21 protein-coding genes and 2 tRNA genes are annotated in these 25,687 nt (G+C 60.5%); 19 read left to right on the top strand and 4 right to left on the bottom strand.

What is annotated here, in order from left to right; genetic code table 11:
• The first annotated feature begins 478 nt into the window (after nucleotides 1-478).
• The 9 genes from HV782_RS07120 to pdeM all read left to right on the top strand — a co-directional run bounded on the left by HV782_RS07120 (nucleotide 479) and on the right by pdeM (nucleotide 11,113).
• On the top strand, nucleotides 479-1,513 hold the full coding sequence (locus HV782_RS07120; protein ID WP_123465236.1) for a ligase-associated DNA damage response exonuclease: 1,035 nt from the start codon (nucleotides 479-481) through the stop codon (nucleotides 1,511-1,513).
• Entirely contained in the window at nucleotides 1,510-3,198 is a 1,689-nt protein-coding gene (locus HV782_RS07115; RefSeq protein WP_186744472.1) for an ATP-dependent DNA ligase, read from the top strand. The genes HV782_RS07120 and HV782_RS07115 overlap by 4 nt, the downstream gene beginning before the upstream one ends.
• Before the next feature lie 396 nt (nucleotides 3,199-3,594).
• On the top strand, nucleotides 3,595-4,377 hold the full coding sequence (locus HV782_RS07110) for a transporter substrate-binding domain-containing protein (RefSeq protein ID WP_008083900.1): 783 nt from the start codon (nucleotides 3,595-3,597) through the stop codon (nucleotides 4,375-4,377).
• Between the two features lie 57 nt (nucleotides 4,378-4,434).
• Entirely contained in the window at nucleotides 4,435-5,163 is a 729-nt protein-coding gene (locus HV782_RS07105) for an ABC transporter permease (protein ID WP_128614962.1), read from the top strand.
• Nucleotides 5,160-5,870: an ABC transporter permease gene (locus HV782_RS07100; protein ID WP_186744470.1), complete on the top strand. Its 711-nt coding sequence runs from the start codon at nucleotides 5,160-5,162 to the stop codon at nucleotides 5,868-5,870. The genes HV782_RS07105 and HV782_RS07100 overlap by 4 nt, the downstream gene beginning before the upstream one ends.
• 11 nt (nucleotides 5,871-5,881) lie before the next feature.
• The gene (locus HV782_RS07095) at nucleotides 5,882-7,000 is read left to right on the top strand and encodes a succinylglutamate desuccinylase/aspartoacylase family protein (protein WP_186744467.1); all 1,119 of its coding nucleotides are present in this window, start codon (nucleotides 5,882-5,884) and stop codon (nucleotides 6,998-7,000) included.
• Nucleotides 7,001-7,013: 13 nt separating this feature from the next.
• Entirely contained in the window at nucleotides 7,014-7,778 is a 765-nt protein-coding gene (locus HV782_RS07090) for an ABC transporter ATP-binding protein (protein WP_123465226.1), read from the top strand.
• 192 nt (nucleotides 7,779-7,970) lie between these two features.
• Complete coding sequence (locus HV782_RS07085; RefSeq protein ID WP_186744465.1) at nucleotides 7,971-10,460, top strand: ligase-associated DNA damage response DEXH box helicase; 2,490 nt, start codon at nucleotides 7,971-7,973, stop codon at nucleotides 10,458-10,460.
• The gene (gene pdeM / locus HV782_RS07080; RefSeq protein WP_186744463.1) at nucleotides 10,457-11,113 is read left to right on the top strand and encodes a ligase-associated DNA damage response endonuclease PdeM; all 657 of its coding nucleotides are present in this window, start codon (nucleotides 10,457-10,459) and stop codon (nucleotides 11,111-11,113) included. Before HV782_RS07085 ends, pdeM begins: the two co-directional genes overlap by 4 nt.
• Nucleotides 11,114-11,159: 46 nt before the next feature.
• Here the strand turns inward: pdeM and HV782_RS07075 are convergent, their stop codons facing one another.
• Nucleotides 11,160-11,369, bottom strand: coding sequence for a hypothetical protein (locus HV782_RS07075; RefSeq protein WP_186744461.1), 210 nt, complete (start codon nucleotides 11,367-11,369; stop codon nucleotides 11,160-11,162).
• 107 nt (nucleotides 11,370-11,476) lie between these two features.
• A complete protein-coding gene (gene dcd, locus HV782_RS07070; RefSeq protein ID WP_007940589.1) occupies nucleotides 11,477-12,043 on the bottom strand; it encodes a dCTP deaminase in 567 nt (188 codons plus the stop codon).
• A gap of 353 nt (nucleotides 12,044-12,396) precedes the next feature.
• Between dcd and HV782_RS07065 the strand changes: the two genes are divergently transcribed.
• The gene (locus tag HV782_RS07065) at nucleotides 12,397-12,606 is read left to right on the top strand and encodes a cold-shock protein (RefSeq protein WP_002554837.1); all 210 of its coding nucleotides are present in this window, start codon (nucleotides 12,397-12,399) and stop codon (nucleotides 12,604-12,606) included.
• 161 nt (nucleotides 12,607-12,767) lie between these two features.
• Here HV782_RS07065 and HV782_RS07060 read toward each other — a convergent pair whose 3' ends face one another.
• The gene (locus HV782_RS07060; protein WP_123465218.1) at nucleotides 12,768-13,775 is read right to left on the bottom strand and encodes a DUF481 domain-containing protein; all 1,008 of its coding nucleotides are present in this window, start codon (nucleotides 13,773-13,775) and stop codon (nucleotides 12,768-12,770) included.
• 164 nt (nucleotides 13,776-13,939) lie between these two features.
• Between HV782_RS07060 and HV782_RS07055 the strand changes: the two genes are divergently transcribed.
• The 4 genes from HV782_RS07055 to HV782_RS07040 all read left to right on the top strand — a co-directional run bounded on the left by HV782_RS07055 (nucleotide 13,940) and on the right by HV782_RS07040 (nucleotide 18,712).
• Nucleotides 13,940-14,293: an MGMT family protein gene (locus HV782_RS07055; RefSeq protein WP_123465216.1), complete on the top strand. Its 354-nt coding sequence runs from the start codon at nucleotides 13,940-13,942 to the stop codon at nucleotides 14,291-14,293.
• Nucleotides 14,294-14,336: 43 nt separating this feature from the next.
• A complete protein-coding gene (locus HV782_RS07050; protein ID WP_128615700.1) occupies nucleotides 14,337-15,896 on the top strand; it encodes an AmpG family muropeptide MFS transporter in 1,560 nt (519 codons plus the stop codon).
• 129 nt (nucleotides 15,897-16,025) lie between these two features.
• Nucleotides 16,026-17,741, top strand: a complete 1,716-nt coding sequence (locus tag HV782_RS07045) for a proline--tRNA ligase (protein WP_123465212.1) — start codon at nucleotides 16,026-16,028, stop codon at nucleotides 17,739-17,741.
• Nucleotides 17,742-17,758: 17 nt separating this feature from the next.
• On the top strand, nucleotides 17,759-18,712 hold the full coding sequence (locus tag HV782_RS07040) for a hypothetical protein (RefSeq protein WP_128615699.1): 954 nt from the start codon (nucleotides 17,759-17,761) through the stop codon (nucleotides 18,710-18,712).
• Between the two features lie 127 nt (nucleotides 18,713-18,839).
• Here HV782_RS07040 and dinB read toward each other — a convergent pair whose 3' ends face one another.
• Nucleotides 18,840-19,901, bottom strand: coding sequence for a DNA polymerase IV (gene dinB / locus HV782_RS07035; protein ID WP_186744459.1), 1,062 nt, complete (start codon nucleotides 19,899-19,901; stop codon nucleotides 18,840-18,842).
• 280 nt (nucleotides 19,902-20,181) lie between these two features.
• On the opposite strand from dinB, the gene HV782_RS07030 reads away from it, so the two are divergent.
• From HV782_RS07030 to HV782_RS07010, 5 genes are all read left to right on the top strand, one after another.
• Nucleotides 20,182-20,258: transfer RNA gene (locus HV782_RS07030), tRNA-Met, on the top strand.
• Nucleotides 20,259-20,479: 221 nt separating this feature from the next.
• Nucleotides 20,480-20,556: transfer RNA gene (locus tag HV782_RS07025), tRNA-Met, on the top strand.
• A 279-nt stretch (nucleotides 20,557-20,835) separates the two neighbouring features.
• Complete coding sequence (gene mprF / locus HV782_RS07020) at nucleotides 20,836-23,475, top strand: bifunctional lysylphosphatidylglycerol flippase/synthetase MprF (RefSeq protein ID WP_186745210.1); 2,640 nt, start codon at nucleotides 20,836-20,838, stop codon at nucleotides 23,473-23,475.
• Nucleotides 23,475-24,767 carry a virulence factor family protein gene (locus HV782_RS07015; protein ID WP_007964390.1) on the top strand — a complete coding sequence of 431 codons (1,293 nt, stop codon included), beginning with the start codon at nucleotides 23,475-23,477 and terminating at the stop codon, nucleotides 24,765-24,767. The genes mprF and HV782_RS07015 overlap by 1 nt, the downstream gene beginning before the upstream one ends.
• Before the next feature lie 523 nt (nucleotides 24,768-25,290).
• Nucleotides 25,291-25,614: a DUF3077 domain-containing protein gene (locus HV782_RS07010; RefSeq protein WP_123465205.1), complete on the top strand. Its 324-nt coding sequence runs from the start codon at nucleotides 25,291-25,293 to the stop codon at nucleotides 25,612-25,614.
• Nucleotides 25,615-25,687: the final 73 nt, after the last annotated feature.

Raw genomic sequence — 25,687 nt, 5'->3', positions numbered from 1 at the left:
GCCCCTCACCCTAACCCTCTCCCAAAGGGAGAGGGGACTGATTGGGGATTGCTGAAGTCATGCGCCGACCTGAACGGACACTGCCGAATCCAGAATCGACTCGGCTGTGCTTTGCCGAACCCATAATCAACTCGGCCTTTCAGGTCGATGTAACTCACCAGACACCTCGGTCGGCCCCCTCTCCTTCCGGGAGAGGGATTGATTGGGGGTTGCTGGAGTCATGCGCCGACCTGAACGGGCACTGCCGAATCCATATTCGACTCGGCTGGTGTTTTGCCGAATCCATATTCGACTCGGTTCGGGCTTTGCCGAACCCATAATCAACTCGGTCTTTCAGGTCGACGCAATTCACCAGACACCTCGGTCGGCCCCCTCTCCCTCCGGGAGAGGGCTGGGGTGAGGGGGCTTTTCAAAGTCGATAGAACTTCCGGACTCGCGCCCGCCTCATAGCTAACAAGCCCCCCATTCTGGTAACGACATGGACCTTGTTATCGCGCGCCCCGAAGGTTTGTATTGCCCGGCAGGCGATTTCTATATTGACCCGTGGCGTCCCGTCGAACGCTCGGTCATCACCCATGCCCACGGCGATCACGCCCGTAACGGCAACCAGCATTACCTGGCCAGCAGCGCCAGCGAAGGGATTTTGCGTGCGCGACTGGGTCAGGACATCAATCTGCAGACCCTCGCCTACGGCCAGCGCCTGACCCACCACGGCGTTACCTTGAGTTTTCACCCGGCGGGCCATGTGCTCGGTTCGGCGCAGGTGCGTCTGGAGTACGGCGGCGAAGTCTGGGTCGCGTCCGGCGATTACAAGATCGAACCGGACGGCACTTGCGCGCCGTTCGAGCCGGTGCGATGCCATACCTTCATCACCGAATCGACCTTCGGCCTGCCGATCTACCGCTGGCAGCCGCAGGCGCAGGTGTTCAGCGAGATCAACCAGTGGTGGCAGGCGAACATCGCCGCCGGCAAGGCCAGCGTGTTGTTCTGCTATTCGTTCGGCAAGGCCCAGCGCATTCTGCATGGCATCGACGCCAGCCTCGGGCCGATCCTCAGTCATGGCGCGGTTGAACCGCTGAACCGGGTCTACCGCGAAGCCGGGGTATACCTGCCGCCGACGATCTACGCCGGCGATGTGAAAAAGTCCGACCCGATCATGCGTCAGGCCTTGGTCATCGCCCCGCCGTCGGCCGGTGGCAGCACCTGGATGCGGCGTTTTGGTGATTTCAGCGACGCCTTCGCCAGCGGCTGGATGCGCCTGCGCGGCACTCGTCGGCGACGTGGCGTGGATCGCGGCTTCGTGCTGTCCGATCACGCCGACTGGCCCGGACTGCTCTGGGCCATCAACCAGACCGGTGCCGAACGGGTGATGGTCACCCACGGCTCGATCAGCGTGCTGGTGCGTCATCTGCGCGAACAGGGCCTGGACGCGCAGGGTTTCAGCACCGAATACGGCGATGACGAAGAGGAGAACATCGGCGCCGCCCCGGTTATTGCCGAGGTACAAGCATGAAAGCCTTTGCCGAGTTGTACGCCGAACTCGACGCCACCACGTCCAGCAACGCCAAACTGGCGGCCATGCAACATTACTTCGCCCAGGCTGCACCGCAGGACGCCGCCTGGGCGGTGTACTTTCTGTCCGGCGGTCGTCCACGGCAACTGGTGCCGGTGCGCATCCTGCGCGAATTGGCCGTCGAGGTCTCGGGGCTTGCACCCTGGCTGTTCGAAGAGAGCTACCAGGCGGTCGGCGATCTGGCGGAAACCATTTCGCTGGTACTGCCGGAAAACCCGCACAGCTCCGAGGCCGGGCTGGCCGAGTGGGTCGAAGACAAACTGCTGCCATTGCGCGGTGAAACCCCGGAATACCTCACCCGCCAACTGCCAGCGCTGTGGGCGCAACTGGACCGACCGAGCCTGATGCTGTGCATCAAGCTGATCACCGGCAGTTTCCGCGTGGGGGTGTCGAAACTGCTGGTCACTCGCGCCCTGGCCTCCATGGCCGGGCTCGACAGCAAACGCGTGGCGCAGCGGTTGGTGGGTTACACCGACCTGTCGAACCGGCCGAACGCGGCCAGCTATCTGAAACTGATCGCCGCAGAATCGGCCGACGAGCACGCCCAGCGCGGCGGGCAACCGTACCCGTTTTTCCTCGCCCATGCCTTGTCGCAACCGGTCGAGGAGTTCGAAGCACTGATCGGCCCGGCGAGCAACTGGCAGGTGGAATGGAAGTGGGATGGCATCCGCGCGCAGGTGGTCAAGCGCGAAGGGCGTTTGTGGGTGTGGTCGCGCGGCGAGGAACTGGTGACCGAACGCTTTCCCGAGCTTGATGTGCTGGTACACGGTTTGCCGGAAGGCACGGTGGTCGATGGCGAAATCGTCGTGTGGAAAAGCACGCATCCGCGCACTGAAGACGCTTTCGATCCGCAATCGACCGAACCACCGGCGGTGCAACCCTTTGCCTTGCTGCAACAACGCATCGGTCGCAAGACCCTCGACAAGAAGATTCTCGAAGAGGTGCCGGTGGTGGTGCTCGCCTACGACTTGCTGGAATGGCAGGGTGAGGACTGGCGCAACCGGCCGCAGGCCGAGCGCCGCGCACAACTGGAAGCGCTCATCGCCCGGTGCAACAGCCCGGTGTTACTGCCCTCCCCTGTGTTGACCGGCACCGACTGGTTCGACCTCGCCCGCCAGCGCGAAGCTTCGCGGCGGCTGGGAGTCGAGGGCATGATGCTCAAGGCCCGCGACGCGTTATACGGCGTCGGCCGCACCAAGGACATGGGCGTGTGGTGGAAGTGGAAAGTCGACCCGTTCAGTGTCGACGCGGTGCTGATCTACGCGCAACGCGGCCATGGTCGGCGCGCCAGTCTGTACAGCGATTACACCTTCGCGGTGTGGGACGGCCCGCCGGAGTCGAGCGAGCGGTCACTGGTGCCGTTTGCCAAGGCCTATTCCGGGCTGACCGATGAGGAAATGCGCCAGGTCGACAGCATCGTGCGCAAGACCACGGTGGAAAAGTTCGGCCCGGTCAGCAGCGTGAAACCGAGCCTGGTGTTTGAGTTGGGGTTCGAAGGCATTGCCCTTTCGCGTCGACACAAAAGTGGTATTGCCGTGCGTTTCCCGCGCATGCTGCGCTGGCGCCAGGACAAGACCGTGGAAGAGGCCGATAGCCTGGCGACGTTACAGGATCTGTTGGCGTGACCCGGTTTTCCGGGACAGCGACCACGCATAGGAATGAATAACCGGCAGCGAGAGATCATCTGTGGCGAGGGGATTCATCCCCGTTCGACTGCGAAGCAGTCGCAAATCCCGATCACGCATTTACTGGGCTGTCGGGGGGGCGCCCAGCGCGCCCAACGAGGATAAATCCCCTCGCCACAAAAGCACTGTGAACCGCGGAAACGAGCCATCTTGGTGCAACGCATTTAACGCGCCCGTTTCCGTGCACCAATCCCCTCCTCGCCATGCTTGCGCCACCTTTTAAAACACTTGTTCGGGACTCTGGTTCGGAAATTGCTACTTTCTATGTGTCGTACGCGTTCCAGTAACAATAATTCTGCGCCACAAGCGCTCATATTGGTTCTTAGGGATTGAATAATGAAAAAAGCATTGCTGACCCTTTCTGCACTGGCGTTGTGCATGGCCGCCGGCTCCGCGCTGGCCAAGGAATACAAAGAGCTGCGCTTTGGCGTTGACCCTTCGTACGCACCGTTTGAGTCGAAAGCGGCCGACGGCAGCCTGGTGGGCTTCGATATCGACCTGGGTAACGCGATCTGCGCCGAACTGAAGGTCAAGTGCAAGTGGGTCGAAAGCGACTTCGACGGCATGATTCCGGGCCTGAAAGCCAATAAATTCGACGGTGTGATCTCGTCGATGACCGTGACCCCGGCCCGCGAAAAAGTCATCGACTTCTCCAGCGAACTGTTCTCCGGCCCGACCGCCTACGTGTCGAAAAAAGGCTCCGGTATCACCGCAGACGTTGCGTCGCTCAAAGGCAAAACCGTCGGCTACGAGCAAGGCACCATTCAGGAAGCCTACGCCAAAGCCGTGCTGGACAAGGCCGGCGTGAAGACTCAGGCCTATCAGAACCAGGATCAGGTGTATTCCGACCTGACTTCCGGCCGCCTCGACGCGGGCATTCAGGACATGCTGCAAGCCGAATTGGGCTTCCTGAAGTCGCCACAAGGCGCCGACTATGACGTCAGCAAGCCGGTCGACAACGAATTGCTGCCAGCCAAGACCGCTGTCGGTATTAAGAAAGGTAACACTGAGCTGAAGGCCCTTTTAGATAAAGGTATCAAAGCGTTACACGATGATGGCAAATACGCCGAGATTCAAAAGAAACACTTTGGCGATCTGAACCTGTACAGCGGCAAATAATGCCCCGGCGCCCATCACTCGATGGGCGCCTTTTCCATCCGCTCAGGTTGCTGATTTATGTTCGAAAACCTCTTACAAAATCTGGGGCTCTCCGCCTTCAGCCTCAAGGGCTTCGGTCCTTTGCTGTTGGAAGGCACCTGGATGACCATCAAATTATCGGCGTTGTCGCTGCTGGTGGCCGTGTTGCTCGGTCTGATCGGCGCCAGTGCCAAGCTGTCCAAAGTCAAACTGGTGCGCCTGCCAGCCCAGCTCTACACCACGCTGATTCGCGGGGTGCCGGATCTGGTGCTGATGCTGCTGATCTTCTACAGCCTGCAAACCTGGCTGACTTCGCTCACCGACTACATGGAATGGGAATACATCGAAATCGACCCGTTCAGCGCCGGGGTACTGACCCTGGGCTTCATTTATGGGGCGTATTTCACCGAGACCTTCCGTGGCGCGATCCTCGCCGTACCGCGCGGTCAGGTCGAAGCGGCCACCGCCTATGGCCTCAAGCGTGGCCAGCGTTTTCGTTTCGTGGTGTTCCCGCAAATGATGCGCTTTGCCTTGCCGGGCATCGGCAACAACTGGATGGTGATGCTCAAGGCCACCGCGCTGGTGTCGATCATCGGCCTGGCCGATCTGGTCAAAGCCGCGCAGGACGCCGGTAAAAGCACCTACCAACTGTTCTACTTCCTGGTCATCGCCGCGTTGATTTACCTGCTGATCACCAGTGCCTCGAACTTCATCCTGCGCTGGCTCGAACGCCGCTACGCCGCCGGTGCCCGGGAGGCCGTACGATGATCGAACTCCTGCAGGAATACTGGAAAGCCTTCCTCTATACCGACGGCCAGAACATCACCGGTCTGGCGATGACGATGTGGCTGCTCAGCGCGTCGATTTTCTTTGGTTTCCTGGTGTCGATTCCATTGTCGATCGCTCGGGTTTCATCGCACTTCTACATTCGCTGGCCGGTGCAGTTCTACACTTACCTGTTCCGGGGCACGCCGTTGTATATCCAGCTGCTGATCTGCTACACCGGGATCTACAGCCTGGCGGCGGTACGAGCGCAGCCTTTGCTCGACAGTTTCTTCCGCGATGCGATGAACTGCACGATCCTCGCCTTTGCCCTGAACACCTGCGCCTACACCACGGAGATTTTCGCCGGGGCGATCCGCAGTATGAACCATGGTGAAGTCGAAGCGGCCAAGGCCTACGGACTGACGGGCTGGAAGCTGTATGCCTACGTGATCATGCCCTCGGCCCTGCGCCGTTCGTTGCCGTACTACAGCAATGAAGTGATCCTGATGCTGCACTCGACCACCGTGGCGTTCACCGCGACCATCCCCGACATCCTGAAAGTTGCGCGGGACGCCAACTCGGCGACCTTCCTGACTTTCCAGTCGTTCGGCATCGCCGCGCTGATCTACCTGGCCATTACCTTTACGCTGGTCGGCCTGTTCCGCCTCGCCGAACGCCGATGGCTGGCCTTCCTCGGGCCGACCCACTAGGAAAACCTGTAATGCGACACCAGATCCATGACCTGCTGGCCCCGCTACCGGGGACCGCAAGACAGATCCACAGCTTCCACTTCGGCCCGGAGCAGGCCAAAGGCAAGGTCTACATCCAGTCGTCGCTGCATGCCGACGAACTGCCCGGGATGCTCGTCGCCTGGCACCTCAAGCAGCGCCTGGCGGAGCTGGAAGCCGCCGGGCGCCTGCGCAGCGAAATCGTGCTGGTGCCAGTGGCCAATCCGGTCGGCCTCGAACAAGTGCTGATGGACGTACCGCTGGGCCGCTACGAACTGGAGAGCGGGCAGAATTTCAATCGCTGGTTTGTCGACCTCAGCGAAGAAATCGGCAACGACATCGAGGGCAAGCTGAGCGATGACCCGCAACGCAACCTTGAGCTGATCCGCGCCAGCCTGCGCAACGCCCTCGCCCGCCAGACCGCCGGCACCCAACTGCAATCCCAGCGCCTGACCCTGCAACGGCTGGCCTGTGACGCCGACATGGTGCTGGACTTGCACTGCGACTTCGAATCAGTGGTTCATCTGTACACCACGCCGGAAGCGTGGCCGCAGGTCGAGCCTCTGGCGCGCTACATCGAGTCACGGGCGAGCCTGCTGGCCACCGATTCCGGCGGCCAGTCGTTCGATGAGTGCTTCACCCTGCTGTGGTGGCAACTCAAGGAGCGCTTCGGCGAACACTTCGACATTCCGCTGGGCAGTTTCTCGGTGACCGTCGAACTGCGCGGCCAGGGTGACGTCAATCACCCGATGGCCAGCCGCGATTGCCAGGCCTTGATCGACTACATGATCCAGTTCGATGCGATCGTCGGCGAAACCAGACCGCAGCCGCCCTTGCCATTCCCGGCCACGCCACTGGCCGGCGTCGAACCGGTGACCACGCCGGTCGGCGGCCTGCTGGTGTACACCGCAACGGCCGGTCAATACCTCGAAGCCGGGCAACAGATCGCCGAAATCATCGACCCGATCCACGACCGGGTCACCCCCATTCATTGCACCAGCGCCGGCGTGATGTACGCCCGCTCGCTGCGACGCATGGCCACTGCCGGCATGGTCATCGCCCATGTTGCGGGCGCTGAAGCCTATCGCAGCGGCTACCTACTTTCGCCTTGAGGATGTCTGTCCCATGTACAAACTGACCGTTGAAGGCCTGCACAAAAGCTATGGCGACCATCAGGTGCTCAAAGGCGTTTCGCTTAAGGCCAAGACCGGCGACGTGATCAGCCTGATCGGCGCCAGCGGCTCGGGCAAAAGCACCTTTTTGCGCTGCATCAACTTCCTCGAACAACCCAACGACGGCGCCATGAGCCTTGATGGCCAGGCGATCCGCATGATCACCGACCGCCACGGCATGCACGTCGCCGACGCCGATGAATTGCAACGCCTGCGCACGCGTCTGGCAATGGTGTTCCAGCATTTCAACCTGTGGAGCCACATGACCGTGCTGGAAAACATCACCATGGCTCCGCGCCGGGTGCTGGGTTGCAGCAAACAGGAAGCCGACGACCGTGCCCGGCGCTATCTCGACAAGGTCGGCTTGCCGGCGCGGGTCGCCGATCAATATCCGGCGTTTCTCTCCGGAGGCCAGCAACAGCGCGTGGCGATTGCCCGCGCGCTGGCAATGGAGCCGGAGGTGATGCTGTTCGACGAGCCGACGTCGGCGCTCGATCCGGAATTGGTGGGGGAAGTGCTGAAGGTGATTCAGGGGCTCGCCGAAGAAGGCCGGACGATGATCATGGTGACTCATGAGATGAGCTTCGCCCGCAAAGTCTCCAGCCAGGTGCTGTTCCTGCATCAGGGATTGGTTGAAGAAGAAGGTGCGCCCGAAGATGTGCTCGGCAACCCGAAAAGCGAACGCCTCAAACAATTCCTCAGCGGCAACCTCAAATAGCCATTAGTGCAAAACCCTGTGGGAGCGAGCTTGCTCGCGAAAGCATTCTGTCAGTCACATTGATTTTGAATGTTCCGCCGCCTTCGCGAGCAAGCTCGCTCCCACAGTGGACCTCCGCAGCCTACAAAAATCAAACTTGTCCGCCCGCCCCGTGGTCTCTGGAAGAACCCCTCCAGAGCGCGCGCAGCCCGCATGGCGAAATCCTCCGACCTCGTAAAAACCTGGTTCAGCGCCCGCGGCTGGAAGCCGTTCGCCTTTCAGAAACAGCTGTGGGCTGCGGTCAAAAACGGCGAATCCGGCTTGCTCCACGCCAGCACCGGGGCCGGTAAAACCTATGCGGTCTGGTTCGCCGCGCTCAATCGCTTTGCCAAATGCTCCGCCGTCGTTGAAACGCCACGCAAACGCAAACCACCGGCCGAACCGCTGACCGTTTTGTGGATCACGCCCATGCGTGCCCTCGCCGCCGACACCGCGCGCGCCTTGCAAAGCCCGGTCGATGATCTGCGCCTGCCGTGGAGCATCGGCCTGCGCACCGGTGACACCAGCAGCAGCGAGCGTGCCCGCCAGAGCCGACGCCTGCCGACAACCCTGATCACCACTCCGGAAAGCCTGACCTTGCTACTGGCCCGCGCCGACGCCCGCACCGCGCTCTCGACCCTGCGCATGATCGTGGTGGATGAATGGCACGAACTGCTCGGCAACAAACGCGGCGTGCAGCTGCAACTGGCCCTCGCCCGCTTGCGTCATTGGCAACCCGAGCTGATTGTCTGGGGTATTTCCGCGACCCTCGGTAATCAATCCCACGCCGAGCAGGTGCTGATCCCACAGGGTGGCGGCGTGTGTGTGCAGGGGCAAAGCGAAAAATCGCTGACAGTCGACACCCTTCTCCCGACCGCCATCGAGCGTTTTCCGTGGGCCGGGCACATCGGTCTGAAGATGTTGCCGCAGGTCGTGGCCGAGCTCGATGCCTGCGCCAGCAGCCTGGTGTTCACCAATACCCGGGCGCAGTCGGAAATCTGGTATCAGGCCTTGCTTGAGGCGCGGCCGGACTGGGCCGGGTTGATTGCGTTGCATCACAGCTCATTGTCCCGCGAGACCCGTGACTGGGTTGAGCACGCCTTGAAGGAAGGTCAATTGAAGGCGGTGGTGTGCACGTCGAGCCTGGATCTGGGGGTGGATTTCCTGCCGGTGGAACGCGTGCTGCAAATCGGTTCGGCCAAGGGTGTCGCGCGGTTGATGCAACGCGCCGGGCGCTCGGGCCACGCACCGGGACGCACCTCGAGGGTGACCCTGGTACCGACACACAGCCTTGAACTGATCGAAGCAGCCGCCGCCCGCGATGCTGTCGAGCAACGGCGCATCGAACCGCGCCAGTCACCACACAAGCCACTGGATGTGCTGGTGCAGCACCTGGTCAGCATGGCATTGGGCGGCGGATTTGTTCCTGATGAGCTGTACGAAGAGGTCCGTGGGGCCTGGGCCTATCGTGACCTGACCCCGGCGGATTGGGCCTGGGCGCTGGCTTTCGTACGTCATGGCGGGATGTCTCTGACGGCCTATCCGGATTACCGTCGGGTCGAACCGGACGAACACGGCGTCTGGCGCGTACCCGATGCACGCTTGGCGCGCCGCCATCGCATGAGCATCGGCACGATCGTCAGCGATGCAAGCATTCATCTGAAGTTCTGGAGTAAGGGCGGTGGCGGCAAACAACTGGGCAGCGTCGAGGAAGGTTTTATTGCAAGGCTGAAACCGGGCGACGGGTTTCTGTTTGCCGGGCGTTTGCTGGAGTTGGTGCGGGTGGAAAACATGACCGCTTACGTCAAACGCAGCACCGCGAAAAAAGCCGCCGTGCCACGCTGGAATGGCGGGCGCATGCCGCTCTCCAATGAACTGGCCGAGGCCGTGGTCAGGCGCTTCAGCGCCGCCGCACAGGGCGCGTTCGCCGGCCCGGAAATGCACGCCTTGCGGCCATTGCTGGACACCCAGACACGCTGGTCTGGCCTGCCCACCACCGATAATTTGCTCGCAGAAGTGCTGAAATCCCGCGAAGGCTGGCACCTTTTCCTCTACCCGTTCGCCGGTCGTCAGGTGCATCTGGGGCTCGCCAGCCTGCTGGCCTGGCGCGTCAGCCAGCGCCAGCCGCTGACGTTCTCCATCGCGGTGAACGACTACGGGCTGGAATTGCTCAGCGCCACGCCTGTGGACTGGGCCGAGCAACTCGATACCGCGTTGCTCAGCCCCGAACAGTTATTGAAGGATGTGCTCGCCAGTCTCAACGCGGGCGAGTTGGCCCTGCGGCGCTTTCGCGAAATCGCCCGAATTGCCGGACTGGTGTTCGCCGGTTACCCCGGCGCGCCGAAAAGCACCCGTCAGGTGCAGGCCTCCAGCGGTCTGTTTTTCGAAGTGTTCAAACAATACGACGCCGACAACCTGTTGCTGGCCCAGGCCGGGGAAGAAGTCTTACGAGAAGAACTGGATATTCAACGTCTGGAACAGACACTGGAGCACATCAACCGGATGAAACTCGACGTGCATCAGATAAAGCGTCCTACGCCACTGGGGTTTCCACTGCTGGTGGAACGCATGCGCGAAAGCATGAGTTCAGAGAAACTCGCTGACCGCATCAGACGTATGGTCGGCGACCTGGAAAAATCCGCCGACAAGGGCAAATCCCGATGAGCGCGCCCTACCCTGTGCGGTTGGCAGGTGAAGACCTCTGGTTGCTGCCGGAGAAGGCCCTGTACTGGCCAGCGCAACAAGCCTTGCTGATAGCCGATGTGCATTTCGGCAAAGCCGCCGCCTACCGCAGCCTCGGTCAACCGGTCCCGCAAGGCACCACGGCGAGCAATATCGCGGTGATTGACCGATTGCTGGCGAAACTGCCCTGCCGGCAACTGATATTTCTCGGCGATTTTCTGCACGGGCCCGGCTCCCATGCAGAGGGTACGCTAAACGCCTTGGCGCAATGGCGAGCGCGCCACGCCGAACTGCCGATGACACTGATCCGTGGCAATCACGACAAACGCGCGGGCGATCCGCCTGATTCGCTGAATATCCGGGTCGTGCCTGAACCGCTGCTGATAGGACAGTTCGCTTTGCAGCATGAACCGGACCCGCATTCTGAAAGACACGTGCTGGCCGGTCATGTGCATCCCGTGTATCGGCTACATGGCAAGGGTCGACAAAGTTTGCGCCTGGCGTGTTTCAGGCTCAGCGAAGGCATCAGCCTGCTACCGGCCTTTGGCGCATTTACCGGGGGGTATCCGGTCGAGAAGGAGGAAAGCTGCAGGATTTTCGTCATCGGTGACAACGAAATATGGCCAGTCAGTTGAAGTCGTTGCAGACCTCGACTGACTGGCCATTGGTTTTCAACGCAGATCAGGCAACCGGTGCCGGAGGCGGCTCGTCCGGAAGGATAGGATCGCCCGGCTCGGTTGGTTGTTCGTTGGGGGTATCGGGGTCGGGCTGACCGGGAATTCCACCGGCCATGCTCAGAGGCGGGTGCGCCAACAATGACCAGGCCAATATGCCAACCTGATTGGGCTCAAGCCTTGCCAGTTCGGCAGTGATTTGCGGATCGATCTTCATAGGGCACTCCTCGGCGAAGGCCCGTTTCGACAGAAACAAAAACGGGCAGTACACCCCATAGAGTGTCTGCCCGCCAAAGAATTCCCGTGATCTGTCGGATGGACGGATCAGGTACGCGGCAAGGTCACGCCACGCTGGCCCTGGTACTTGCCGCCACGGTCCTTGTAGGAAACTTCACACTCCTCGTCGGACTCAAGGAACAGCATCTGTGCCACGCCTTCGTTGGCGTAGATTTTCGCCGGCAGGTTGGTGGTGTTGGAGAACTCCAGGGTCACGTGACCTTCCCACTCTGGCTCGAGCGGGGTGACGTTGACGATGATGCCGCAACGCGCGTAGGTGCTTTTACCCAGGCAGATGGTCAATACATTGCGCGGGATGCGGAAATACTCGACGGTGCTGGCCAGGGCGAAAGAGTTCGGCGGGATGATGCAGACATCGCTGTGGATGTCGACGAAGCTGCCGGCATCGAAGTTTTTCGGATCGACGATGGCCGAGTTGATGTTGGTGAACACCTTGAAATGGTTGGTGCAACGCACATCGTAGCCGTAGCTCGACACGCCGTAGGAGATCACACGGCTGTCGTCGCTGCCGCGCATCTGACGCTCGACGAACGGCTCGATCATGCCGTGTTCCTGCGCCATGCGGCGAATCCACTTGTCCGATTTGATGCTCATGGCGGGTGTCCTGAATAGCGAGGTGGAAAAATTCTGTCCGGCATCTTACCGGGCGCGCCGCCGCGTTCAAAGTGCGGGGTGCAATTCTCGTCGAACACCCTGGAATGACAGGCTCTGGCGACGAACCGTCGCACCGCCGATCCTTAAAACAGAGAAACCTGTGCAAGAAGCATTGGCACGTCTCGGAAAAAGGGTTAAGGTGGCGCCACTGTGCTGCTTGTGTCACTGAGAATCTCTACACGATATGTTGAATTTCGATCCAACCATCTACAAGAATTTTTCCTGCTCTTTGCACTCAGTCTCGGCCAGGGTTCTTCCTGAGTCGCAGTTATCTTTGTTCAAGGAGTTACACCATGTCTAATCGCCAAACCGGTACCGTTAAGTGGTTCAACGATGAAAAAGGCTTCGGCTTCATCACTCCACAATCCGGTGACGACCTGTTCGTTCACTTCAAAGCTATCCAATCCGACGGCTTCAAAAGCCTGAAAGAAGGCCAACAGGTTTCTTTCATCGCTACCCGCGGTCAGAAAGGCATGCAAGCTGAAGAAGTACAAGTTATCTAACTTGTAGCTTCTTTAGAAAAGAGCCCCGCCCTTAAAAGCGGGGCTTTTTTGTGGGCGCTTGTTTTCCAGGCGTAAAAAAAGATCGCAGCCTCCGGCAGCGCCTACAGGATGTACATTAATCCTCTGGAGCTGCCGAAGGCTGCGATCTTTTTGCCTGTGCCTTACCAGGCCACGCCAAACCCTGCGGTATAGCGGGTCTTGTTCAGGTCCGCATCCTGGGTTCCGCTGATGATGTCGCGCTCGGCCTTGAGGTTGAGCGACGCCCAGTCGGTGACCTTGTAGCGCAAGCCCAATTCGGCATCCAGCGCGTAGTTGGCGACGTCGGAGAGCGGCTTGCCCAGCTCGCCACTGGTGAAGAACTCGACTTTCTTGCCAATCAGGTAGCGGTTGTAATCCCACTTCATCGCGACCGAGTAGAAATTGTCCTTGCCGCCATCGCTGTACTCGTAATCGGTACGGTTGAGCAGCGAACCCAGCGAGAACGCGCCCAGCTCGTCATCCCAGAACTGGTAACCCGGACCTGTACCGACCACGCGCTGACGCGACAGCTCTTCGACGTAATCCCGCTTGTAGTTCAGACGCCCCTGCCAGAACCACTTGTCGGTCAGGAAGCGGTCAAGGGCGTATTCGGCGCGCCAATTGTTAGTGGTGACCTGTTCGTCCTGCACTTCGCGGTTGTATTCGCCTTCGCCGGTGTGGCGCCAGCGACCATGACGTGCAGTGGTCTTGAAGTCGATGTCATAGTCGTCGGTGTCCTTTTCCGCGCGCTGATAATCCAGAGCGAGGCCGACGTTGCCCTTCCAGACCAGATCCTCGACCACCGGTTTCGGCTTGAGAATCTGCTGAATGCTCGCCAGCTCCACGGTTTTCGGCGCTTCGCCATTGGCCAGGGTGACCTTGCCGTCATCGGCTGCGGTCAGTGACTTGGCTTTTTCACCGGTATAAGCATCCTGTTTGACCAACAACTCTTGATCACTTTCCAGGGTCTTGACCTGTTTCCAGTCGATCGTGACTGCACCCGCATATTGGGTCTGGATCAGCAATTTGCCGCCATCGAACAGGGAAATTTTGCCACTGAGCTTGTCACCGTTCTTCAACCAGACGGTATCGGCAAGCAGGGGCGTAGACGCGCTGAAGACAGCAAGGCACAGCAAGGTTCTGGACAACATAAGCGGACTGAGGGCTCAGGATTGCAAAAAAAGATCGGCATTATCCGTAGGAATAATGCCCTGACAAGGACTGACCGGGCGATTTCCATTGAGTTCATTTCTCAATAGCGCTCCGAGGGATTACGCTTGAGTCATCAACATGAGCATGCTCAGGAACCGCGTACGTGACAGACCCGACCCACGCAGACGAAAGCGAAGCGCAAATCCGACGCACGGCCCTCTACTCGACCCTCGCCCAAGTGCCGGAAGGCAAAGTCGTCAGCTATGGCCAGTTGGCTGAACTGGCCGGTTTAGGGCGCGCCGCCCGCTGGGTCGGCCGCACCTTGAGCCAATTGCCGGGTGATACGCGCCTGCCCTGGCACCGCGTGCTGGGTGCCGGCGGTCGGATCAGCCTGCCGGCGGGCAGCCCTTCGGGCGATGAACAACGGGCAAGATTGCGCATGGAAGGCATCACCGTCCTGAACAATCGTGTGGATATTCAGCGCCATGGCTGGCGTCCGGTAGAGCACAGCGGTTAGAGTGCGCGCTTTGTTTTCGCAATCTTGAGGCAGACTTCAGCCCATGCCCCGTAAAACCTGGCGCGCCGCGCTAGCCGCTTATGCCAGTCCTTCGACGCTCGTGCTGTTGTTGCTCGGTTTCGCCGCCGGCCTGCCGTACATGCTGGTGTTCTCTACGCTTTCCGTCTGGCTGCGTGAAGCCGGTGTCGCCCGTGAAACCATCGGCTACGCCAGCCTGATCGGCCTGGCTTACGCGTTCAAATGGGTCTGGTCACCGCTGCTCGACCAATGGCGCCTGCCGTTGCTGGGCAAACTTGGCCGACGACGTTCCTGGCTGGTGCTGTCGCAGACACTGGTGATTCTCGGCCTGATCGGCATGGGCTTCTGTGATCCGCAGAAACACCTGTCCTGGCTGATCGCCATCGCCGTTGTCGTCGCCTTCGCCTCTGCAACCCAGGACATCGCGGTCGACGCCTATCGCCTGGAAATCGCCGATGACAGCCGCCAGGCCGCACTGGCCGCCAGTTACATGTCCGGCTACCGCGTCGCCGCCCTGCTGGCCACGGCCGGTGCACTGTTCTTTGCCGAAGGCTTCGGCTCGACCGGCTTCAACTATCAACACTCGGCCTGGACCGGCACCTATGCCCTGTTCGGGGTGCTGATGATCCCTGCCCTGCTGACCTCGCTGCTGATGCGCGAACCACCCGTACCGCTGCGCACGCAGTTGCAGGCCGGCCGCTACAGTTTTGTGCATCAACTCGCGTCGGTATTCGTACTGATCGTGTTACTGGTATCGGTACCGGCGATGTTCACCCAGCTCTACAACACCGACTTCGCCGAAGTGTTGTTTGGCACCATGAGCCCGCTCGACCTGTTGCTTGAAGACCGCGCCTTCCTGCGTGCGATCCTTTACACGCTGCTCACCTGGATGTGCCTGTCGGCGATGGGTCGCCGTGGCCTGGCGCCGGTGCTGACTCCGGTCAACGACTTCATTCTGCGCTACCGCTGGCAGGCGCTGCTGTTGCTCGGACTGATCGCCACCTATCGGATGTCCGACACCGTGATGGGCGTAATGGCCAACGTGTTCTACATCGACCAGGGTTTCACCAAGGACCAGATCGCCAGTGTCAGCAAGATTTTCGGCCTGATCATGACCCTTGTCGGCGCGGGCATGGGCGGCCTGCTGATCGTGCGTTTCGGCATCCTGCCGATCCTGTTCATCGGCGGTGCGGCCTCGGCGGGCACCAACCTGCTGTTTGTGATGCTCGCCGACATGGGCCCGAACCTGCAGATGCTGGTGGTGACCATTTCCCTCGACAACTTCAGTTCCGGGCTGGCCACCTCGGCGTTCGTCGCCTATCTGTCGAGCCTGACCAATCTCAAGTTCTCCGCGACGCAATACGCCCTGCTCAGCTCGATCATGCTTTTGCTGCCACGCCTGATCGGCGGCTATTCCGGGGTGATGGTCGAGAAGTTCGGTTACCACAACTTCTTCATGATCACCGCGTTGCTCGGCGTACCGACCCTGGTGCTGATTGCCCTGCACTGGTTCCAGGAAAATCGCCGCGAGGGCCCTACGCCCACCCCCGAGCCGGTGCCGACGCCGGTTGCGGAAGAGTCGTAAGACATTTCACCCACGGCGGGAGGAATCCCGCCGTTGGACCTCACCGCCGGCCACGCTTCTGTACGTCAGCAAAACTCGCCGGTACACTGCTCCGTCATTTCCAGTCATAGCAACCGACAACGGCCAACCATGCGCACCAGTCAATTTTTGCTCGCCACACAGAAAGAAACGCCTTCCGATGCGGTCGTGATCAGCCATCAGCTGATGCTGCGCGCCGGCATGATCCGCAAACTTGCCTCGGGCCTGTACACCTGGCTGCCGATGGGCCTGCGAGTCATGCGCAAGGTTGAAGCCATCGTTCGCGAAGAAATGAACGCTGCCGGCTCTCTGGAAGTGTTGATGCCGAGCACCCAACCGGCCGAGCTGTGGCAGGAATCGGGACGCTGGGACGAATACGGCCCTGAGCTGCTGCGCATCAAGGATCGCCACGGTCGCGACTTCTGCGCGGGCCCGACCCACGAAGAAGTGATCACCGATCTGATGCGCAACGAGTTGAGCAGCTACAAACAGCTGCCGATCAACCTGTACCAGATCCAGACCAAATTCCGTGACGAAATCCGCCCACGCTTCGGTTTGATGCGCGGCCGCGAATTCATCATGAAGGACGCCTACTCCTTCCACGCCGACCAGGCATCGCTGCAGGTCACCTATGACCGCATGCACCAGGCGTACTGCAACGTGTTCACCCGCCTGGGCCTGAAATTCCGTCCGGTTGAAGCCGACAACGGCTCGATCGGTGGCGCCGGTTCGCACGAATTCCACGTACTGGCCGAATCCGGCGAAGACGATATCGTCTTCAGCAACGGTTCCGACTACGCGGCGAACATCGAAAAAGCCGAAGCGGTGCCACGCGAAACTTCGCGCGCCGCTCCGACCGAAGAGCTGCGCCTGGTCGATACGCCAGACACCAAGACCATCGCGGCGCTGGTGGAGAAATTCAATCTGCCGATTGAAAAGACCATCAAGACCCTGATCGTGCGCGCCGAAGAAGAAGGCAAGCTGATCGCGCTGGTCATCCGTGGCGACCACGAACTCAACGAAATCAAGGCTGCCCAGCAACCTGGCGTGGCCAGCCCGCTGGTCATGGCTACCGATGCCGAACTGCGTGACGCCATCGGCGCCGGCGCCGGTTCCCTCGGCCCGCTGAACCTGCCATTGCCAATCATCATCGACCGCTCGGTCGAGCTGATGAGCGACTTCGGTATCGGCGCGAACATCGACGACAAGCACTACTTCGGCGTGAACTGGGAGCGTGACCTGCCGGTTCCGACCGTCGCCGACCTGCGCAACGTCGTGGCTGGCGATCCAAGCCCGGACGGCAAAGGCACCCTGGAAATCAAGCGCGGCATCGAAGTCGGGCACATCTTCCAGCTGGGCAACAAGTACAGCAAGGCGATGAAGTGCGAAGTGCTGGGCGAGAACGGCAAGCCTGTCACCCTGGAAATGGGTTGCTACGGCATCGGCGTGTCCCGCGTGGTTGCCGCCGCCATCGAGCAGAACAACGACGAAAACGGCATCATCTGGAGCGACACCCTGGCACCGTTCCAGATCGCTCTGGTACCGCTGCGCTATGAAACCGAGCAGGTGCGCGAAGCCACCGACAAGCTGTACGCGGAACTGACCGCTGCCGGCTTCGAAGTGCTGCTGGACGATCGCGACAAGAAAACCAGCCCGGGCATCAAGTTCGCGGACATGGAGCTGATCGGCATTCCGCACCGGATCGTGGTCAGCGACCGCGGTCTTGCCGAAGGCAACCTGGAATACAAGAGCCGTACCGAGGCCGAAGCGCAAGCGCTGCCGGTCGCCGATGTAGTGCCCTTCCTTCAGGCCCGTATCCGCCGCTGATTCCAGATAGAGACCTCATGTTCAAGCGAAACACCTTGGGCCTCGGTGGCACCGCCCTGTGCGGTGCCCTGCTGGTCAGCGGCTGTGCCAATCACATGTCACAGCGCAGCGAGCACGAAGAGCGGGTCGAGCGCAAACTGCTCGACCACAGCCTGCAGATCGATGTCGGTGAGCCCAAGGAGCTTGAGCTGCCGCAGCGACGCGTGAAAATCAACGAACAGAAGACCTTCGAAGTCACCGAGTTCGAAGTCACCCGTCGTTACGACCGTTACACGCCTTACCAACCCTGGCGGGAGGTCTACGAGATTCCGCTCGGCGCGGTGGCCGTGGTGGCCGGTATCGGCGCGAATGTGGTCAATGTCTTCGCTCTGGGTAACCTGCCGGACAGCGTGACCAAGGATTGGCTGAACTACGGCATTGCCGGGGTCAACCCGTTCATGAACGTGCAGTCCCATGGGCGTGCGCAACAGAACCTGGCCGGCATAGATGAAGTCCAGCGCGACAAGCGCATGGAGTATTCGAGCCTGCCATGGAGCGAGCGGCCGGTGCAGGTCAAGGCCGGCAAGCAGACCTTCGACATGACCACCGACCGCAACGGCGTGCTGCGCCTGAACCTGCTGGACAGTCCGTTCGCCGAAAATGACCTCAATCATGTCGGCAAACTGCAGATCAGCGTCGAGGACGGCAAGGATGACGTGCACAGCGACTCGTCCCTGACCATCAGCAGCCACCTGCGCAGCAAGTTGCTGGAAGCGCACGGGCTGATTTACGACGATCTGGAAGACGACGAAGTGAGTCAGTGGGTCCACCGGGTCAAACGTCTGTCGGAACTGGGGCTGGAAGAAGAAGCCAGCGAGCTGGAACAAAGCCTGATCGAACTGACCCGTAACGATCCTGAGTTGCAGACCGAGTTTCTCAAGTCGCTGACCAAGGATGCCGGGCGCCTGGTGGCGGATCCGGGACCGAATTAAAAGCTAAAAGCATCGCGGGCAAGCCCGCTCCCACAGCGTTTAATGGTGAAACACACATTGTGTGAACTCCAAAAATCCCTGTGGGAGCAGGCTTGCCCGCGATGACCATCCGAAATTTGTCGCAAAACTACCGCTCAAACAACTCCATCTGCTCAAACCCGCCGCGCAAATCCTCCAGCCTTACCCCGACCCCGAGCAACCGCACCGGTTTCCCGCCGCGATTGAACGCCTGCGTCAGCATCAACTGATAACTGCCCAGATCGCGCCCTGCCCCGGCCTGCTCCAGCGTGGTCTGGGTAAAGTCATGGAATTTCACTTTGACGAATGGCTTGCCCGGTCGATAACTGCTGTCGATGCGTGTCATGCGGGTTTTCAGGGTTTCCAGCAGTTCGGGCAATTTATCCAGGCAACTGCGCAGATCCGGCAGGTCAACGTCGTAGGTGTTTTCGACGCTGATCGACTGACGCCGACTGTCATTGTGCACTTGCCGGTCATCAATCCCGCGGGCCAGGCTCCAGAGTCGCTCGCCAAAACTGCCGAATTCGCGCACCAGCGCCAGTTTGCCCCACTCACGCAACTGCAGGCAGTCGACGATACCAAGCTTGCCCAGCCGGTCGGCGGTGACCTTGCCGACGCCGTGCAACTTGCTCACTGGCAAACCGCTGACAAAGTCCTCGACCTGGTCCGGGGTGATCACGAACAAGCCGTTGGGCTTTTTCCAGTCGCTGGCGATCTTTGCCAGAAACTTGTTTGGCGCCACACCGGCGGAAACGGTGATGTGCAACTGATTGGAGACGCGTCGGCGGATGTCCTGGGCAATGCGCGTGGCGCTGCCGCCGAAATGCGCGCTGTCAGACACGTCGAGGTAAGCCTCATCCAGCGACAGTGGCTCGATGAGGTCGGTGTAGTCGGCAAAGATCGTGTGAATTTCCTTCGATGCTTCCCGGTACGCATCCATGCGCGGCTTGACGATGGTCAGGTCCGGGCACAGCTTCAAGGCATGCCCGGAGGCCATGGCCGAGCGCACGCCGTACGCCCGCGCCTCATAGTTACAGGTGGCAATCACCCCGCGCCGGTCCGCCGACCCTCCCACTGCCAATGGCTTGCCCGCCAGCCGCGGGTCATCGCGCATCTCGATGGCGGCGTAGAAACAGTCACAGTCGATGTGGATGATTTTTCGCTGAGTCATGTCAGAAAAGGGAACGTGGCGAACCGGATCAGCAGTATCTCACTGAGAACTGTATATAGCACCAGTGGTTTGAATGTTCTGTCCCAGCGGTAGGAAAAGTCCTTTAAATTTGTTTTTTCAATTGAAACTGAGCCCCCAATAGAGCTGAAAGCCTTGCCCCACCTGCCCTACGGCAGGACAAGACACCTGTGAAGGAACGCTAACCGATTGAACCTCAAGAGATTTTATCCAAATCTAGGTTGACACTCCGGCGATCCTCTGTAGAATGCCGACACACAGACGCGGGATGGAGCAGTCTGGTAGCTCGTCGGGCTCATAACCCGAAGGTCGTCGGTTCAAATCCGGCTCCCGCAACCAAACATCAAAAAAGGCTACTCGAAAGAGTGGCCTTTTTTGTGCGCGTGTGTTTTTTTGCAGATCGACCTGCCCACAATGCTGCAGGCAAACAGGAATTCGTTGTATTTCCGAAACTTAACCCATGACCTGCGACCGTTTGCCGCGATTTCACGCTTATTTGACCCTTTTCGGGATTAGCGGTTGACACTCAGCCGTTCGCCTGTAGAATGCCGCCACACAGACGCGGGATGGAGCAGTCTGGTAGCTCGTCGGGCTCATAACCCGAAGGTCGTCGGTTCAAATCCGGCTCCCGCAACCAAACATCAAAAAAGGCTACTCGAAAGAGTGGCCTTTTTTGTATCTGTTGAAAAAGTCCTTTCGCAACAATGATCTGTCACTGTGCAGTGAATCGTCCAGGATCATCAGACCCGCCCACTTGCGACTATGCTTTGCGTCGCGGGCAAGCAGTCTGCAATCCATGACTGCCCTCGCCGATACCCGGTGAGAGGCGTAGTATTTTGTGATTATTTTTTTCTACAGGGATTGGTAACTTGGCTGGATACCCCCATCCTGTCGCGCACAATCCAAGAGGTGATTGATGCGCGCCAACTCGTCTGATCCACAAGACACCGTCACAGCGGAAAATCCGATCAAACCCGAGCGTTTGCGCTTGCTGGATCGGCTGAGCAAATACCGTCAACCCATCGGTCTGGCGGTCACGCTGCTGCTGTTTACGATTGCGCTGATTGCCTGTCGTCATCTGCTCGTCGAACTCGATCTCGACGCGCTGCACGACTCGATTCTCGACGTGCCGAAACCGGCCCTGCTCGGTGCATTCGGTGCCACCGTCGTCGGTTTCATCATTCTGCTGGGCTACGAATGGTCGGCCAGCCGCTACGCCGGGGTCACCTTGCCACCGCGCACACTGGCGCTGGGCGGCTTCACCGCGTTTGCGATCGGCAATGCCATCGGCCTGTCGCTGCTGTCCGGCGGCTCGGTGCGCTACCGTTTATACGCACGACTGGGACTGGGGGCGTCGGAAGTCGCGCACATGACCCTGTTTGCCAGTCTGTCGCTGGGCTGCGCGTTGCCGCCGCTGGCTGCGCTCGCCACGCTGAGCGACCTGCCCGCCGCGTCCCAGGCGCTGGGATTGTCGCAAGGCCTGCTCGGCACCGTCGCGGTGACCGTGTTGCTGGCTGGCGCCATTCTCGCAATCGGCATCTATCGTCGGCGCCTGCCGGAACAACCCTACCGCGACAACCTGTTGGTCAAGGCTGGCCGCCGCACACTGCGCCTGCCGGGCCGTCGCCTGACGTTCCTGCAACTGGTCATCACCGCGCTCGACGTGGCTGCCGCTGCCACCGTTCTGTACCTGTTGCTGCCGGAAGCACCGCCGTTTGGCGCTTTCCTGCTGGTGTACCTGCTGGCCTTGGCGGCGGGTGTACTCAGCCATGTCCCGGGTGGCGTGGGGGTGTTCGAAGCGATTCTGCTCGCCGCCTTCGCCGATAAACTCGGCGCCGCGCCTCTGGCTGCTGCGCTGCTGCTGTATCGGCTGATCTACGTGGTGCTGCCGCTGCTGGTGGCCTGCGTTCTGCTGCTGATCAACGAAGGTCAGCGCCTGTTCCAGACCCAGACCATGCGCGCCGCGTCTGGCCTGGCCGCGCCGATTCTGGCAGTACTGGTGTTCCTGTCCGGCGTCGTGCTGCTGTTCTCCGGCGCCACACCGGAAATCGACACTCGCCTTGAACACATCGGTTTCCTGATCCCGCATCGCCTGGTCGACGCCTCGCACTTCGGCGCCAGCCTGATCGGCGTGCTCTGCCTGTTGCTGGCCCAGGGCCTGCGTCGGCGCCTGTCGGCCGCGTGGATGCTGACCACCATTCTGTTGCTGGTGGGCGCCCTGCTCTCGCTGCTCAAAGGCTTCGACTGGGAAGAAGCGACGCTGATGACGCTGACGGCGGCCCTGCTCGGGGTGTTCCGTCGCTCCTTCTATCGTCCGAGCCGCCTGACCGAACTGCCCTTCTCGCCGCTGTATCTGGTGTCCAGCCTCTGCGTGCTGGGCGCCTCGACCTGGCTGCTGCTGTTCGCCTATCAGGACGTGCCGTACAGCCATCAGCTGTGGTGGCAATTCACCCTCGACGCTGACGCCCCACGGGGTCTGCGTTCGCTGCTCGGTGCCGCCGTGCTGTTGCTGGTGATTTCCCTGACCTGGCTGTTGCGCACCGCACGTCCGGTCATTCATCTGCCGACACCGGACGAACTCGATCGCGCAGCAAAGATCCTCATGGCTTCGGCGCAACCTGACGGCGGCCTCGCGCTGACCGGTGACAAGGCGCTGCTGTTCCACCCCAACGACGAGGCGTTCCTGATGTACGCGCGTCGTGGTCGCAGCCTGGTGGCGCTATACGACCCGATCGGTCCTGGTCAGCAACGCGCTGAAATGATCTGGCAGTTCCGTGACCTGTGCGACATCCATCACACACGGCCGGTGTTCTATCAGGTGCGCGCAGAAAACCTGCCCTACTACATGGACATCGGCCTGACCGCGATCAAGCTCGGCGAAGAGGCCCGCGTCAATCTGCAGCGCTTTGACCTGGAAGCCAAGGGCAAGGAAATGAAGGATCTGCGCTACACCTGGAACCGTGGCACCCGCGATGGCCTGTCGCTGGAAATCCATGAGCCGGGTCAGGCGCCGATGGACGAGCTGAAAGTGATTTCCGATGCGTGGCTGACCGGCAAGAACGTGCGTGAGAAAGGTTTCTCCCTCGGCCGTTTCAGCGACGATTACCTGAAGCATTTCCGCATTGCGGTGATTCGCTTCGAAGGCCGTCCGGTGGCGTTCGCCAACTTGCTCGAGACTTACAGCCACGACCTGGCCAGCCTCGACCTGATGCGCGCGCACCCGGATGCCCCGAAGCTGACCATGGAATTCATGATGGTCGGCCTGATTCAACACTATAAGAGTCACGGATACGCGCGCTTCAGCCTGGGCATGGTGCCGTTGTCAGGGTTGCAACCCCGGCGCGGTGCACCGCTGACCCAGCGTCTGGGCTCGATGGTTTTCCGCCGTGGTGAGCAGTTGTACAACTTCCAAGGCTTGCGCCGCTTCAAAGACAAGTTCCAGCCTGACTGGGAACCCCGTTATATGGCCGTGCCCGCGGGACTTGATCCGCTGGTGGCGCTGGCCGACACTGCCGCCCTGATCGCGGGCGGCTTGACTGGATTGGTGAAACGCTGATGATTCAACGCTCCCTGAAGTACATCCTGGCCGCATTGATTGTGCTGGCCGTGATTGCCGGCGGCGGTTACTGGTACCTCAAACGTCCGGCACCCCAACCGACCCTGCAACCGCTGACGGCCGCCGACGGCACCGTCATGACCCGCGTGATCCCGGGCACCCAGCCCAAGGCGCAGGTGCTGGTGGCGGTCAATGACGACCAGAAGCTGACCGACAACCAACTGAGCACCCTGAGCCGCAGCGCCTCGGCGCAGATCGTTCAGGTGATTCTGCCCAAGGACTGCCTGCAACAGAGCCGCGCCCTGCAGACCGGCCTGCGCGAACTGAACGGCCCCGCTACGCTGGTCAGCGGTATCGGCCCTGGCGCCGTGCTGGCGTGGCGCTGGTTGTCCGAGCAGAAGGACGACAAGGCCCAGGCCATCTCGGTTGACCTGGCGCTGGAAAAACCCGGCTGCACCCACCTGTTGCCAAAATCTGCGGCTCACGGCCACTGGCTGGTGGCGTGGAACGACAACCCGGACGACACCAGCGCCGGTTTCGTGCGCGATCAACCAAACGCCGAAACCAGCATCAGCGACTACGACATCAACCTGCCGCAAGTGCTGAACAACGAACTGCGCAAGATCCTCGTCGGCGGCGACAAGGCAAACGGCGGCCTGGCGATTCCGGTGGTGGAAGTGCCGGCAGGCCAGGCGAAAGACACCGTGACCCTGTTCCTCTCCGGTGACGGCGGCTGGCGCGACCTCGACCGCGATGTGGCCGGCGAGATGGCCAAGATCGGCTACCCGGTGGTCGGCATCGACACCCTGCGCTACTACTGGCAGCACAAGAGCCCGGAGCAAAGCGCGCTGGACCTGACCGAACTGATGCAGCACTACCGGCAGAAATGGGGCACCAAGCGCTTCATCCTGACCGGTTACTCGTTCGGTGCCGATGTCCTGCCGGCGATCTACAACCGCCTGCCGGACACCGAGCAACAGCGCGTCGACGCAATCATCCTGCTGGCCTTCGCCCGCACCGGCAGCTTCGAAATCGAAGTCGAAGGCTGGCTCGGCAACGCCGGCAAGGAAGCCGCCACCGGCCCGGAAATGGCCAAGCTGCCGGCCGCCAAAGTGGTGTGCATCTATGGCGCCGAAGAAACCGATGAAAGCGGCTGCACCGACAAGACTGCCGTCGGCGAAGCGGTGAAATTGCCCGGCGGCCACCACTTCGACGAGAACTACCCGGCGCTGGCCAAGCGTCTGGTGGACTTGATCGAGAAGCGTCAGAGCAAGGATCAGCCGGCAGAGTGATTTGAGCCGGCGACACGAAAAGCCCCCGCAGCCTTACGGTTGCGGGGGCTTTTTGCATACCGCCGAACACCCAAAAACCAATGTCTGAGCGGGCTTGCTCACGAATGAGGTGGATCAACCGGCAGATGCGTAAATCTGACATTGCGCCTTCGCGAGCAAGCCCGCCCCCACTGGGTTCATTTCGTGCCTGACGTTTAGATTCGCTTGCACCTGGTCTCGCAATATCGGATGGCGCCCACAGACCTTGTAGGCAAACTCCGAATCTCATATTTGAACGGCTAGCTGCACTATTGGGCTGTTTTTCGACGGGATACTCTGCGGACGTCGCTGGCTCATTCAGCGATCAGGTGTGGTAACCCGGAGCAACCAGCGCGACAGCGCGTCCATCAAGTCATGGCAGCTGCGCGTGGGACGCCTGCGGGCGTGCCCCTTTCCTCGGTTCCCGGTTTATCACCCTGCGTACAGCTGCCTCCCTTTCGCGAGGTAACGAAAGTCGCGGCACTTCGAACCAAGGAGTAACACGATGACCGAAACTGATCTGTACGGACTCGCACACCTTAAAACCATCGGCTTCACCCCCTTCCTCTACCACTCGGATCAAGCGTTTTTCAACGTCCGCTCCGGCATCCCGATCATTGATGCCTTGTCCCAATCCTCCGACTTGCTATACCTCGCCAAATCCTTCGCCGAGGACGCGGCCTTCATCAAAGACACCGACCGCCATGCCTGGGCTGCGCATTACCTGACGGTGATGGGCAAGGCTTTGCTGGATGATGTGATTCAGACACTGATGCCACGATCTGTGCGGGCCAATGCCGAATCTGAAGACATGCCTGATCGCAGGTAACACCACGGCCCTTTGTGAGAACGGGGTCTTCGGTGAATGTGGGGTTTATACAAAGCCACAAAAAAGCCCCCGC

This window comes from Pseudomonas monsensis (genome assembly GCF_014268495.2).
GTDB classification, from domain to species: domain Bacteria; phylum Pseudomonadota; class Gammaproteobacteria; order Pseudomonadales; family Pseudomonadaceae; genus Aquipseudomonas; species Aquipseudomonas monsensis.
This window is presented reverse-complemented; position numbering and strand designations above follow the sequence as displayed.